Genomic DNA, 13,396 nt, shown 5'->3' on the forward strand with positions numbered 1-13,396 from the left:
GGGTTCCCCGTACGAAGATGTCCACATGTCAGACACCCTCCACGCCGCCATGCTGCCGCGCCAGGTCGCCGATGGTTACGTCGACGAGCTGATCGCCCTCGACCCGATCACCGGCACCTACCTCGGCGTCGCCGCCAGTTCGAGCAAGCTCCCGGACTTCTCCCCGGCAGGACGCGCCGCCGTCGCCGAACTCGCCCGCACCACCCTGGCCCGGCTGGACGCCGCCGAACAGCGGCCGGGCGCCGACAGCGACATCGAGCGCCGCTGCGCCCGCCTGCTGCGCGAGCGCCTGAACGCCGAACTCGCCGTCCACGAGGCCGACGAGGACCTGCTCGCCGTCAGCAACATCCACTCCCCGGCGCACGCGGTGCGCGAGGTGTTCACCCTCACCCCGGCCGACACCGACGAGGACTGGGCCGCCATCGCCGAGCGGCTGCGCGCCGTCCCGGCCGCCCTGGCCGGCTACCGCGCCTGCCTGGAGCTGGGCCTGTCCCGCGGCCTGTACGGCGGCCCGCGCCCCACCGCCACCTTCATCGGCCAGCTCACCACCTGGGCGGGCGAGGACGGCACGGAGCCCGCCTTCTTCACCGAGTTCGCCGCGGGCGGCCCGGACGCCCTGCGCGCCGAGCTCGACGCGGCGGGCGCCGCTGCCACCGCCTCCGTGGCCGACCTCCGCGACTGGATGCGGGACGTGTACGCCCCGGCGGTCGACGGGCGCCCCGACACCGTCGGCCGGGAGCGGTACGCCCGCTGGTCGCGCTACTTCAACGGCACGGACCTGGACCTGGACGAGGCGTACGCATACGGCTGGTCCGAGTACCACCGGCTGCTCGCCGAGATGAAGACCGAGGCGGCCAAGATCCTGCCCGGGGCCGGCCCCTGGGAGGCCCTGCGGCACCTGGACGAGCACGGCACCCACATCGAGGGCGTCGACGAGGTCCAGGCCTGGCTGCAGGGCATCATGGACGAGGCCATCGAGAACCTGGACGGCACCCACTTCGAACTCGCCGAGCGGGTCCGGAAGGTGGAGTCCCGGATCGCCCCGCCCGGCGGTGCCGCGGCCCCGTACTACACGGCCCCCTCGGAGGACTTCTCCCGGCCGGGCCGCACCTGGCTGCCGACCATGGGGCAGACCCGGTTCGCGGTCTACGACCTGGTCTCCACCTGGTACCACGAGGGCGTGCCGGGCCATCACCTGCAACTCGCGCAGTGGGCGCACGTGGCCGACCGGCTGTCCCGCTATCAGGCCACCATCGGCCTGGTGAGCGCCAACGCCGAGGGCTGGGCGCTGTACGCGGAGCGGCTGATGGACGAGCTGGGCTACCTCAAGGACGCCGAGCAGCGGCTGGGCTACCTGGACTGCCAGATGATGCGGGCCTGCCGGGTGATCGTGGACATCGGCATGCACCTGGGTCTGGATATCCCGGCGGACTCGCCGTTCCACCCGGGCGAGCGCTGGACCCCGGAGCTCGCGCAGGAGTTCTTCGGCCTGCACAGCGGCCGGCCGGCGGACTACGTCGAGAGCGAGCTGACCCGCTACCTGTCGATGCCGGCGCAGGCGATCGGCTACAAGCTGGGCGAGCGGGCCTGGCTGCTGGGCCGGGAGAACGCGCGGGCCGCGCACGGCGACGCCTTCGACCTGAAGGCCTGGCACATGGCGGCCCTGTCGCAGGGGTCGCTCGGTCTGGACGACCTGGTGGACGAGCTGTCGAAGCTCTGACGGCGACTAACGGCGACTGACGGCGACTGACGGCGACTGGCGCCGGGGGGGCCTGCCTCAGCAGCCGCAGTCGTCGGAGTCGGTGGGCGCGGTCAGCGGGTCGGCCTCGGTCCGCTGCGCCGTGCCCTGCCAGGTCTCAACCTCGAAGCCCTCGCGGATCCAGTACTCGATGCCGCCGAGCATCTCCTTGACCTGGAAGCCGAGTTCGGCGAGTGCCAGGGCGGACCGGGTGGCGCCGTTGCAGCCGGGACCCCAGCAGTAGGTCACCACGGGGACGTTCTTGTCCAGCAGCTGCTCGGCCTGCTCGGGGATCAGGGCGGTCGGCAGGTGGATGGCCCCGGGGACATGAGCCTGGTCCCAGGACGGGGTGGAGCGCGAGTCGATCAGCTGGAAGCCGAGTTCGGCACCCTGCTCGCGGTGGGCCTTGACGGCGGCGGCGACATCGGACACGTCCGCGTGGAAGGCGAGGCTCGCCGCGAAGTAGGCGGCGGCTGCAGCCGGACTGGCCGGGGGGACCCGGAGCACGGGGTTGGTGGCGGCTGCTGCGGTCGCGGTGTTCTGCGTCGTCGTCATGGCCAGAAATCTACGACCGTTGATCAACTCCAGGAAGTGGCTTTCCCCGGCGTATCACTTGCTGGACCGGGGATTCCCCTGCTATCCCTGCCGCATGACCGGCTATTCCCCCGACGCCACGGACTGGCGCATCCTTGAGGCCCTCCAGCGCGACGGCCGGGCGAGCTTCGCCGAGCTCGCCCGGGCCGTGGCGATGTCCGCCAGTGCCGTCACCGAGCGGGTCCGCCGCCTGGAGGAGGCCGGGGTGATCACCGGCTACACGGCGGTGGTCGACCCGGAGAAGCTCGGCAAGTCCATCCTGGCGCTGGTCCGGCTGCGCTATCCGCACGGCAACTACAAGCCGTTCCACGACTTCCTGGAGAGTGCGACGGAGATCCTGGAGGCCCATCACGTCACCGGTGACGACTGCTTCGTGCTGAAGGTCGCCGCCCGCTCGATGGCCCATCTGGAGGAGGTCACCGGCCGGATCTCCGGCCTCGGGCCGGTGACCACGAGCATCGTGTACTCCTCGCCCCTGCCCCGGCGCCCGCTCAGCCCGTGAGCTGCCCGGTGCGGTGCCGGACCACCGAGCCGCCGCGCTGCTTGACCACCTCCAGCCGGGCCTGCACCCGGCTGCGCAGGTCGGCGACATGGCTGACGATGCCGACGCTGCGGTCGCGTTCCCGCAGCGAGTCCAGTACGTCGAGCACCTCGTCCAGGGCCTGTTCGTCCAGGCTGCCGAAGCCCTCGTCGATGAACAGGGTGTCCAGCCGCATTCCGCCGGCCTCGTCGGTGACCACGTCGGCCAGCCCGAGCGCCAGCGCGAGGGAGGCGAAGAAGGTCTCGCCGCCGGACAGGGTGGCGGTGTCCCGCTCGCTGCCCGTCCAGGCGTCCACCACGTGCAGGCCCAGCCCGGAGCGTCCGCGTCCGCCGGCCCGCGCATCGGAGTGGACGAGGGTGTACCGGCCGCCGGACATCCGGAGGAGGCGGACCGTGGCGGCGGCGGCGACCTGCTCCAGCCGGGCGGCCAGCACATAGGCCTCCAGCCGCATCCGGCGCTCATTGTCGGCGGAGGTGCCGGCGGTCAGCGCGGCCAGCCGGGCCACCCGGTCATAGGCCTCGCGCAGCGGGCCCAGGGCCCGGAGTTCCGTTTCGGCCTGCCGGGAGAGCCGGTCCAGTTCGGCGCAGCGCACCCGGGCGGCGTCGCAGGCCGAGCCGGCGGCCCGCAGTCCGGTCGCGGCCCGGTCGGCGGCGGCCTCGGTGCGGGCCGGGTCGGCGGGAGGCAGCCCGGCCGCCGCGGCCGTGTCGGCCTCCGCGAACCGGTCGGCCAGCAGTGCCTCCTCGGCCTGCCAGCCGTCCAGCCGCCGTTGCAGCGCGGCACGCTCGTACTCGGGCAGGACGGCGTCGGCGGCCTCGTCCGTGGTGTCGAATCCGGCGGCGAAGGCGGCGTCGGACAGCTGGTCGTCGGCCTCCTTCAGGCGCTGGGCCGCCGCTTCGGCACGCCGCAGGGCCTCCGCGGCCCCGGCCACCAGCCGGACCCGCGTCGAGAGAATCCGGGCCCGCTCGGCCACGCTGCCCGAGTCCCCCCGGACCAGGAGAAGTTCGGCCTCCAGGGCAGCCTGTTCCCGCTCGAGGGCCTCGCGCCGGGAGGCGCGGGCGGCGGCGAGGCGTTCGGCCTGCTGCCGGTTCTCGCTGCGGGCGGCGTGCTCGCGTTCGGCAGCGGCGAGGGCCTCGCGGGCGGCGTGCAGTCCGGTCGCCGCGGCATGCGCCTCGGCGTGCCGGGCCGCCAGTTCCTGCGTACGGGTGAGCAGTTCGGCGGTGGCGGTGTCCCCGGCGGCGGCTGCGGCCTCGGTTCCGGCCTGGCGTACGGCGGCCAGCCGGCGCTCGCCCGCTGCCCGGCGTTCCTCGGCCAGCTCGTAGCGGGCATGGGCGGCGTCCTCGGCGGCCCGGTCGACATGGCCGGGGGCCGGCCGGGCCGGCGCGGGGTGCTCGGCCGAGCCGCACACGGTGCAGGCCTCGCCCGCGACCAGTGCCCCGGCCAGTTCGGCGGCGATGCCGCGCAGCCGGGCCTCCTTGAGCTCCAGCCAGCGTTCCTTCGCCGCCCCGGAATCCTCCCGGGCGGCGAGCAGCTCGCCGGCGGTCGTGTCGGCCTCGGCGGCGAGGGTGTCCCGGCGGCGGGCGGCGTCCAGCCGGAGCCGGGCGGGTTCCAGGGCCCCGGCGAGCTGTTCGGCGAGGGTGGCGGCCTGCTGGGCGGAGTCGACGCGGTCCCGCAGGCCGGCCCGGGTGGCGTCCCAGCGGGCCAGCCAGCCGGCGTCGTCCTGGAGGAGTTCCTCGGCGGAGCGGGCCTCCCGGTCCAGCGCGGCGCGCTCGCGGCCGATCTCGGCGCTGCGCTGTTCGGCGCGGTGGGCGGCGCCGAGCGCGCCGAGGTCCTCGCGGAGCTTCCGTTCGAGGGCGCCGAGCTGTTCGGTGCCGGCTTCGGCGAGGGGGGCCGGCAGCTGGCCGCGGGCCTCGGTCTCGGCGCGGCCGGCCGCGCGGTGGGCGGCGGTCGCGGCCTCGCGGAGTTCGAGGGCGGGGCGGACCAGGGCGGCCCGACGGGCCCGGTCCAGCCGGTCCCGGACCCGGTCGCGTTCGGGTGCGGCGGCGTCCAGTACGGCGGCCCGGGCGAGGGTGTCGGCGTGCCGGCGCTGGAGCCGGTCGAGTTCGCGGGCCTCCTCGGCGTCTCGGCGGGCGGCATGGTGGCGGCTCTCGGCGGCGGTCACGGCGTACTCGGCGATCGTCAGCCGTTCGCGGGCTCCGCTGCGGGCGACGGCCGCCCAGGACCGGACCGCTCCGGCCAGGCCGGGGTCCCCGGGGGCGAGGCCGGGCAGCGGCCAGGCGCGCAGGTCGGCGGTGTCGCCGGCGGCCTGGGCCAGCCGCTGGGCGGTGGCCAGCACCTTCTCGTCCCCGGCCCGGACCTTGGCCTCGGCGGCCCGGCGGCGGTCGGCGAGCAGGGTTTCCACGGCGGCGAACCGGCGGGTGTCGAAGAGCCTGCCGAGCAGCCGGCCGCGGGCTTCGGCATCGGCGCGCAGGAAGCGGGCGAAGTCGCCCTGCGGGAGCAGCACCACCTGGCAGAACTGTTCCCGGCTCATGCCGAGCAGCTGCTCGATCTCCTCGCCGATCTCCTGGTGGGAGCGGGACAGGGCCTGCCAGCCGGGTTCACCGGTGTGGTCGGTGCCGTGCTCGCGGAGCCAGGACTGCGCCTTGTCGCGGGTGGTTCCGGTGCCGCGTTTCTTGGGGCGGTCCTGTTCGGGGCGCCGGGTGATCTCCAGCCGTCGGCCGCCGGCGGTGAGCTCCAGGGTGACCTCGGTGGGGGTGCCCGGATCGGCGTGGTCGCTGCGCAGCCGGGTGCCGGGGGCCTGGCGGGGGCCGGGCACGGATCCGTACAGGGCGTAGCAGACGGCGTCCAGGACGGAGGTCTTGCCGGCGCCGGTGGGGCCGTGGAGGAGGAAGAGGCCGGCGCCGGAGAGGGCGTCGAAGTCGATCTCCTGGAGGTCGGCGAAGGGGCCGAAGGCGGTGACCTTGAGCCGGTGCAGCCTCATCGGGCGGTCTCCTCGACCGCGGTGTCGGTGCGGACCGTGTCGAAGGCCTCGCGCAGCACGCTGCGCTCGGCCTCGTCGGGCAGGCCGCCGCCGCGGACGTGGGCGACGAAGTCCTCGGCGATCTGCTGGTCGCTGCGGCCCATGAGGCGCTGGGCGTAGGAGGCGGTGCCCTCCTCGGGCCGGCCCTCGGGGTCGAAGGCCAGGCTGAGGGTGTGCGGGAAGCGGGCGGCGATGCGGGCCATCGGGTCCTCGGGGCGGACCGGGTCGGTGAGGGTGGCCTCCACCCAGGAGTCCTCGTACGCGTCGAGGGCGGGGTCGTCGAGCAGCCGGTCGAGGTGGCCGCGGAGCCGGGCGAGTGGCCGGGGCACGGGGGTGTCGATGCGTTCGGCGGTGAGTTCCCCGGCGGGGCCGAGGTCGATCAGCCACATGGTCTTGCGGTGATCGGCCTCGGAGAAGGAGTAGGCGAGCGGGGAGCCGGAGTAGCGGACCCGGTCGGTGATGGTCTGGCAGCCGTGGAGGTGGCCGAGGGCGGCGTAGTCCACTCCGTCGAAGACCGCGGCGGGCACGGCCTCGACCCCGCCGACGGTGATGTCGCGTTCGCTGTCGCTGGGCTGCCCGCCGGTGACGAAGGCATGGGCGAGGACCACGGAGCGGGTGCCGGGGGCCCGGCCGGCGAGGTCGGCGCGGACCCGGTCCATGGCGGCGCCGAGCACCGCCTCGTGGCTGACCTTCTCGGCCGCGAAGGCATCCTTGACCAGGGCGGGCTCCAGATACGGAAGCCCGTAGAGGGCCACGTCCCCGTGTACGTCGGCCAGCAGGACGGGGTCGGCGCAGCCGGCCGGGTCGGTGCGGAGGTGGATGCCCGCTCGGCCGATGAGCCCGGCGCCGACGCCGAGCCGGCGGGCGGAGTCGTGGTTGCCGGAGATCATCACGGTGGGCACGCCGAGCTCGGCGAGCCGGTGCAGGGCCCGGTCGTAGAGCTCGACGGCGGGCAGCGGCGGCACGGCGCGGTCGTAGATGTCGCCGGCCACGAGGACGGCGTCGACGGCCTGCTCGCGCACGGTGTCGATCAGGTGGTCGATGAAGGCGGCCTGCGCCCTGAGCAGGCCGACGCGGTGGAAGGTCCGGCCGAGGTGCCAGTCGGAGGTGTGCAGGAACCTCACGGCCCTGCCACCGCAGCCCCCGCTGCGCCCTTGCCCGGCATCCCGATGGCTGCCCCCACACCCGCCCCGACCTGCATGTTGTCCGCTCCTTGCGCTTCCGGGCCGTGCGCGGCCCGGAAGGCGTGCGGCGGACGGCACCCACCACAGTAACGCGCCGGTGCCGGGACCAGAGTCAGATGGCGATCAGATGGTGAACGGCTTCTGGCCGAGGAACGTCGGCCGGCCGGTGGTGTAGAGGTTGGGGCTCTGGATGGCGGGCATCCGCTTCTGGATGTCCCGGTGGAAGGTGCGGTAGTCGCCGCGGAAGGCCCCGTTGCGCCACACGGTCAGCAGCTGTTCGGTGAACAGGCCGTTGATCTCGCCGTCGGAGGCGAGCTGGTTGTCCTGGCAGGCGCCGATGAGGACGGCGTTCTGCGCCGCGCCGTCGCCGTTCCCGTCCTTGAGCTCGCGCTGGAGTTCCGTGTAGAAGGACCGGTCCCGGGCGGCGATCTGCTGCTGCTTCAGCAGGGGCATCAGCCGGGAGGCGGCCTCGATGCGGCCCGGGTCGCGGGTCTGGAACTGGGTCTGCAGGGCCTGGGGCGTGAGCAGCTCGCGGACGGATTCGATGGCGCTGCCGCTGTGGCAGCAGTCCAGCAGGACGAAGATCCGCACGTCCTGCTCGAACCGCTGGAGCTCGCGGTACAGCTCGTCGTCGAGGAACTGGCGGTCGAAGAAGACCAGGGTCTCGTCCTGCCGGTCGGGTTCGTCGTCCGAGCCGGCGAGGTTGTCGATCTGGCCGCCGTGGCCCGAGTAGGTGAAGAGCAGCATGTCCCCGGTGCGGAGCCGGCCGGCCGCCTCGCGCAGGGCGGCGGTGATGTTCTCCACGGTGCCGTCGTCGGTGAGGATCACGGTGGATTCGAACCCGTTGGACCGGGCCGCCTCGGCCATGTCACGGGCATCGTTCTCGCAGGCCACGAGCTTGCCGTCCCAGCCGTCGTACTGGGCGGGATCGACCTGGTTCAGGCCTACGTGGAGGGACAGACCAACGGGCACGGTGACTCCTGGGGCGCGGGGGGACAGCGGGGGTCGAGAGCATGGTTTCCGTGCCCGGGGCCGTCCGAATCAGGGGTGGCCGCTGTTCGGGTGGCCCGTTGCGCCACACCGTGAAGGCCCGCACATCCGCGGTACTTCCATCACATGAACGCAATCGAGACGCCCCCGGGAGCCCGGGCGGACTCCCTCTCCGACCGGACCGGCTACGACGAGGCCTTCCTGGGGCCGGTGGTGCCGCTGCCGCTGCCCACCGGCAACGGCCTGCGGACCGTCACCCTCCCCTACACCCACTTCACCGTGGTCCTGCGCCCCGACCGCAGGCTGGCGGCGGCCACCGCGGTCTGCATCGACGGCGCGAAGCTGCTGGAGGATGTGCCCCGCGACGACGTCTGGGAGTTCGACCCCCGGGTGCCGGAGTCCCAGCAGGCCGGGAACGACATCTACCGCAACAACAGCCTCGACCGCGGCCATCTGGTCCGGCGCCTCGACCCGGTCTGGGGGGCGAACGCGGAGGCCCACCGCGCCAACACCGACACCTTCCGCTACACCAACGCCGCGCCCCAGGCGGATGTGTTCAACCAGGGCAAGCAGCTGTGGCAGGGCCTGGAGAACCATCTCCTGGACCATGCGGCCCAGTTCGACCGCAAGCTCAGCGTGATGACCGGCCCGGTGCTGCACGACTCCGACCCCCCGTACCGGGGCATCCAGGTCCCGATGCGGTTCTGGAAGGTGGCCGCGTTCCTCCAGGACGGCCGGCTGGCCTCCACCGGGTACATCCTCGACCAGAGCCCGGACCTGAGCCGGGACTACGAGCGGGCGATGGCGGGGGCGAAGGCGGGCGACCCGCCGCCGCTTGGCCCCTTCCGTACGTTCCAGGTACCGGTCACGGACATCGCCGAACTCACCGGTCTCGACTTCGGACCGCTGCCGGAGGCGGACCTGATGCCGGTCACCCGGGCACCCGCGGAACGGTGGAAGCGGCTGGAGTCCTTCGACGACGTGATCGTGCGGAGCTGAGCCGGAGCCAGGGCTCCGCGCCGCGCACGGCCGCCTTGCAGCGGAGTGGGGCGAGTGAAACGATGACTGGTATCAGCAGTCCGTCTCGCCGCTCCGCTGCGGCGGCTGTGCAGGTGCGCTATGTCGCTCACCGATACCGAATGGGACCTCGTCACGGAATGGGTCCGGGACCACCTTTTCATCGTCGGTTCCCCGCGCGCCCGCCTGGTCCAATTCGGTTTCTCCGAGGAATTCGTGGGGGACATCCCTTTCGGGGAATCCGGATCGAGCAGCGAACAGGCCGTGGCGCTGGTCGAGGCCGTGCGGAACAAGGGGGTCCAATCCCAGCAGCTGCTGCTCGACACGCTCGCCCGGCTCGACTCACTGACCTCCATTCCCGCAGGTGAAGTGGTACTGCGGTTGAAGCGGGAGCTGGACGACGCCACCCGGCTGCACACCTCCCCGCGGGACCACTATCTGGCCGGCGTACTGAAGAACGGCACCGAGGTCTTCATCGACCGGCTGGAACTGAGAAAACGGCTCAGGGAATTCGTCGAAGACCCCGACAAAACGGTTCTGGTGGTGGACGGGGACCCGGACAGCGGCCGTTCCTACACCTACAACTTCATTCGCCATCTCGGTGTGCACTGTGAATTCCGCCCGGTGCGGGTGACGCTCAACCGGACCTCGACGGCCGAGCAGGTGGTCCAGCGGCTCGCCGAGTTCGTCGCCGACCCGCGCCTGGGCATCTCGCCGTTGAATCCCACACAGTTGAACGATCCACTGCCCTCGGTGGACGCGGCGGTGCACCGCATCGTCAGCCAGGCCACCGCCGCCACCGAGCAGTTCTGGCTGGTCCTGGACGAGTGCGACAAGCTCGACGTCAATTCCGACGTCTGGGACTGCATCGGCAAGCTCGCCCTGGCCATCTACGAACACACCCCCGTCCGCCGGCAGACCGCCCCGCGGCTGGTGCTCCTCGGCTACTCGGCGACGATCCGGCAGCTCCCGTACGAGATACGCAAGAACGAGGTCCGGGACACCGCCCGGGCGGCCGGGGCCGACGACCTCCAGCAGTTCTTCCGGCAGTTCTTCACCGAGACCGCGGCGCCCGCCGCCACCGCACCGCCCGACGAGCACGGGGTCACCGCCCTGGTGGAGACGGTGGTCCCGACCGTGCTGGACGCCGCCCGGACCCCGGGCGGAGACAGCTACATGCGCAAGGTGTGCACCGCCGCCGAGGAGACCGTCCGGCTGTACCGGTCCCTCGCGCCCGGCGAGGACTTCGGCGCCCGGCTGCGCGAGCGGCTGTGCGCCGCCGCCACCGCCCCGCATCCGGCACCCGTGCCGGACCTCCGGCAGGCCTACCGGGAGGCCGCCTGTCTGCTCACCCGGTTCGACCCCTCCCGGCTGCGGCTGCCCGGCGAGGCGGAACCCACCGGCCGGGCGGACCTGGAGCTGGTCCACGACTGCCGGGCCGTGGGCACCCGGTCCACCCTCACCTGGGTCCTCAAACCGGAGATCCGCGACACCGCGCTGCGCAGCCTCACCGGCCCCGACCAGGCCCGGCTGGCCCTGCTCGCCAACCAGGACCAGATCCCGCCCGGCCCGGGCCCCGAACGCACCGCCCTCGCCTATCTCGGCGGCACTCCCCCGGATCTGCCCGGCCAGCACCTCGACGAACTGCCGCACACCCTCCAGGCGGTGCTGTGGCTCGCCCAGATCCCAGGCATCACCGGCATCCCCGACACGGCGGTGGTGCAGCGGCGGCTGGAGCGGGCCCGGCTGCTGGATCCCCTGGAACGCCTCGTACGGGACTCCTTCCAGGGCCGCTCCCAGGAACTCGCCGAGCTGCGCGCCTACATCGGGCTGCCGCCCGACTCGCTGCACGGCCGGCTGGCGCAGGCCCGGGAGAGCGTCACCAGGACCATCGGCAGCGGGCCGGTGCCGCCCCTGCTGATCCACGGGCTCGGCGGCATCGGCAAGAGCACCCTGCTCGCCAAATTCCTGCTGGACAGCCTGCGCGATTTTCCGTCCGGGTTCCCCTTCGCGTACGTGGACTTCGAGCGGCCCACCCTGTCCGTGCACGAACCGGCCACCCTGGTCGCCGAAATGGCCCGCCAGCTCGGCATCCAGTACCCCGACCACCGGGTGGCCTTCGACGCGCTGGCCCAGGAGTGCGAGGAGACCGCCGGAGCCCACCGGGTGGAGCAGGGCGCCGTGGACGAGCTCTTCCGGCTGTCCACCACCCGGGCGACCCTGGGCCGGGAGTCGTCCTCCGGGCTGCACGCCCAGACCGCCGCCCACGAGGCCGACCTGGCCCGCCGGCTCGGCACGCTGGTCGTCGCGGCGGTGGGCATTCCGCCGGACCGGCCGCAGCCGCCACTGGTGCTCGTGATCGACTCCTTCGAGGCGGCCCAGTACCGGGGCTCACCGGTGCTCGGCCGGCTCTGGGCGGTCTGGTACGCCCTCCAGGCGGCCCACCCCCGGCTGCGGAACGTCGTGTCCGGACGGCTGCTGGCCGACCACCCGGCCCGGGTGGTCCAGCCGCGGACCATCGAGCTCGGCGAACTCGACCCGGAGGCCGCGGTGGCCCTGCTGGTGGCCGGCGGGGTGACCGACGAACGGCTCGCGGAGGAGCTCGCCGCCCGGGTGGGCGGACACCCGCTGAGCCTGAAACTGGCCGCGCGGGCCGCCGTACAGGAGGGCGCCGGGGCGGAGTCCGTGAGCGAGCTCATCGAGAGCCTGCCCGCCCGCCGCCGGCACTTCTTCCGCAAGGTCGACCAGATGCTCATCCAGGGCACCCTGTACGAGCGGATCCTCAAGCGCATCGCGGACGACGAGGTCCGCGCCCTGGCCCAGGCGGGGCTGGCCCTGCGCAGCATCACCCCCGAGCTGATCCGGGAGGTGCTCGCCGAACCGTGCGGGCTCCGGGTGGACACGGCGGAGGCGGCCGACCGCCTGTTCGACCTGCTGTCCCGGCTCGACCTCGTGGAGTCCGCCGGACCCGGCGCCATCCGGCACCGCTCCGACCTGCGGGCCATCATGCTGCGGCTGGCCGACCGGGGCCGGACGGACCTGATGCGGGCAGTCGGCCAGCGGGCGGTGGTCTACTACGCGGCCCGCGAGGGGCCGGAGGCCCGGGCCGAGGAGATCTACCACCGGCTGCGGCTCAACGAGAGCCCGCGCACGGTGGAGCAGCGCTGGCTGCCCGGGGTGGAGCGGTATCTCGGCGGGGCCCACCCGGACATGGCGGGCCGCTCCGCCGCCTACCTGGCCGGGCACCTGGGCGGCCACACCCCCGACGAGGTGATGGCGGAGGCCGACCAGGAGGACTGGGAGCGGATCGCCGCCCGGGAGGTTGAGGACCTGCTGTCCCAGGAGTACACGGACGCAGCCGCCGCCCGGCTGGCGGAACGCCGGCCCTGGACCGCCGGCAGCCCCCTGCACCCCTTGTGGGTGGAGACCCTGGACCGGCAGGGCCACCGTACGGAGGCCAGGAAGGCCGCGGACGAGGCCGCGGACCGCGCCGACGAGGCCGGTTTCCCCGAACTCCAGCTGGAACTGCTGCTGCTGTCCGCCCGGCTGGCGGAGGCGGACGGCGACCTGGGCGAGGCCTTCGACGATCTGGCGGAGGCCGAGGAGATCGCCACCGGCCTCGGCCGGGACTTCGAGGCCATGGGGGCACTGCTGGCCCGGGTCCGGCTGGGCGCGGCAGCGGAGCGGCCCGATCCGGAGGTCGGCGACCGGCTCGCGGACCGGCTGCGCCGGCTGCCCGACGCCGAACTCGTCCAACAGCCCGCCCTGGTGCGGGCCGCGGCGGCCGAGGTGTCCCACGACCATCCGCGGGTCCTGGAGCACACCCTGGACGTGGTGGGCCTGCCGGACGGCGAGCAGGCGGTACTGGACACCCTGGAGCAGGCGATCGGGGAGGCGGTGGCCCAGCGGCCCGAGCTGCGCGACGCGCTGCGGAGCCTGCTGGAGAACGCGGTGGGCCCGCCGGACGCGAGGCCCGGAACCGGAGGCACGCACACCGGGGTGACGGGCATCCTGCGCGAGGCACAGCGCCGGGGCACCCTGGACCGGCTGGCCCGGCGGCTGCTGAACCTGGACGACCGGAGCGGGGAACTGGTCTCGGGCGTGGCGGCGGCCATGAGCTCCGGCCCCACCCCGCCCGGCCTCGTCCCGGTCGCCGCCGCCCCCGGGCCCGGTGCGCCCGGGCCCGGTACGCCCGCCGGCCTGGTGACCGGAGGCGCAGCGGGGTCGACCGGAGGCGCAGCAGGGGCGACCGGTGGGACAGCGGGGACCAGCGGGGGCACGGCGGAAGGGAACGGCCACCGAGCGGCCTGATCGAC

8 protein-coding genes are annotated in these 13,396 nt (G+C 73.7%); 4 read left to right on the plus strand and 4 right to left on the minus strand.

The window, feature by feature from the left end; translation table 11 throughout:
- The first annotated feature begins 25 nt into the window (after positions 1-25).
- Positions 26-1,720 carry a DUF885 domain-containing protein gene (locus tag ABT123_RS02915; RefSeq protein WP_351308826.1) on the plus strand — a complete coding sequence of 565 codons (1,695 nt, stop codon included), beginning with the start codon at positions 26-28 and terminating at the stop codon, positions 1,718-1,720.
- Between the two features lie 57 nt (positions 1,721-1,777).
- Here ABT123_RS02915 and ABT123_RS02920 read toward each other — a convergent pair whose 3' ends face one another.
- Positions 1,778-2,293, minus strand: a complete 516-nt coding sequence (locus ABT123_RS02920) for a rhodanese-like domain-containing protein (RefSeq protein WP_351308829.1) — start codon at positions 2,291-2,293, stop codon at positions 1,778-1,780.
- A gap of 94 nt (positions 2,294-2,387) precedes the next feature.
- Here ABT123_RS02920 and ABT123_RS02925 point away from each other — a divergent pair, with 94 nt between their 5' ends.
- Positions 2,388-2,834 (plus strand): Lrp/AsnC family transcriptional regulator, encoded by a 447-nt coding sequence (locus tag ABT123_RS02925; protein ID WP_351308832.1) that lies wholly within the window; start codon positions 2,388-2,390, stop codon positions 2,832-2,834.
- Here the strand turns inward: ABT123_RS02925 and ABT123_RS02930 are convergent.
- The 3 genes from ABT123_RS02930 to ABT123_RS02940 form a co-directional block, all read right to left on the minus strand.
- Positions 2,824-5,850 carry an AAA family ATPase gene (locus tag ABT123_RS02930; RefSeq protein WP_351308835.1) on the minus strand — a complete coding sequence of 1,009 codons (3,027 nt, stop codon included), beginning with the start codon at positions 5,848-5,850 and terminating at the stop codon, positions 2,824-2,826. The genes ABT123_RS02925 and ABT123_RS02930 overlap by 11 nt on opposite strands.
- On the minus strand, positions 5,847-7,013 hold the full coding sequence (locus ABT123_RS02935; protein ID WP_351308838.1) for an exonuclease SbcCD subunit D: 1,167 nt from the start codon (positions 7,011-7,013) through the stop codon (positions 5,847-5,849). Before ABT123_RS02935 ends, ABT123_RS02930 begins: the two co-directional genes overlap by 4 nt.
- Positions 7,014-7,196: 183 nt before the next feature.
- Positions 7,197-8,045, minus strand: coding sequence for a caspase family protein (locus ABT123_RS02940; protein WP_351308841.1), 849 nt, complete (start codon positions 8,043-8,045; stop codon positions 7,197-7,199).
- Between the two features lie 144 nt (positions 8,046-8,189).
- On the opposite strand from ABT123_RS02940, the gene ABT123_RS02945 reads away from it, so the two are divergent.
- Both ABT123_RS02945 and ABT123_RS02950 read left to right on the plus strand, forming a co-directional pair.
- The gene (locus ABT123_RS02945) at positions 8,190-9,062 is read left to right on the plus strand and encodes a DNA/RNA non-specific endonuclease (RefSeq protein WP_351308844.1); all 873 of its coding nucleotides are present in this window, start codon (positions 8,190-8,192) and stop codon (positions 9,060-9,062) included.
- Positions 9,063-9,182: 120 nt separating this feature from the next.
- Positions 9,183-13,391 carry a hypothetical protein gene (locus ABT123_RS02950; protein ID WP_351308847.1) on the plus strand — a complete coding sequence of 1,403 codons (4,209 nt, stop codon included), beginning with the start codon at positions 9,183-9,185 and terminating at the stop codon, positions 13,389-13,391.
- Positions 13,392-13,396 lie beyond the last annotated feature (5 nt).

It is taken from the genome of Streptomyces sp. NPDC002054, from assembly GCF_040296685.1.
Lineage (GTDB): Bacteria > Actinomycetota > Actinomycetes > Streptomycetales > Streptomycetaceae > Streptomyces.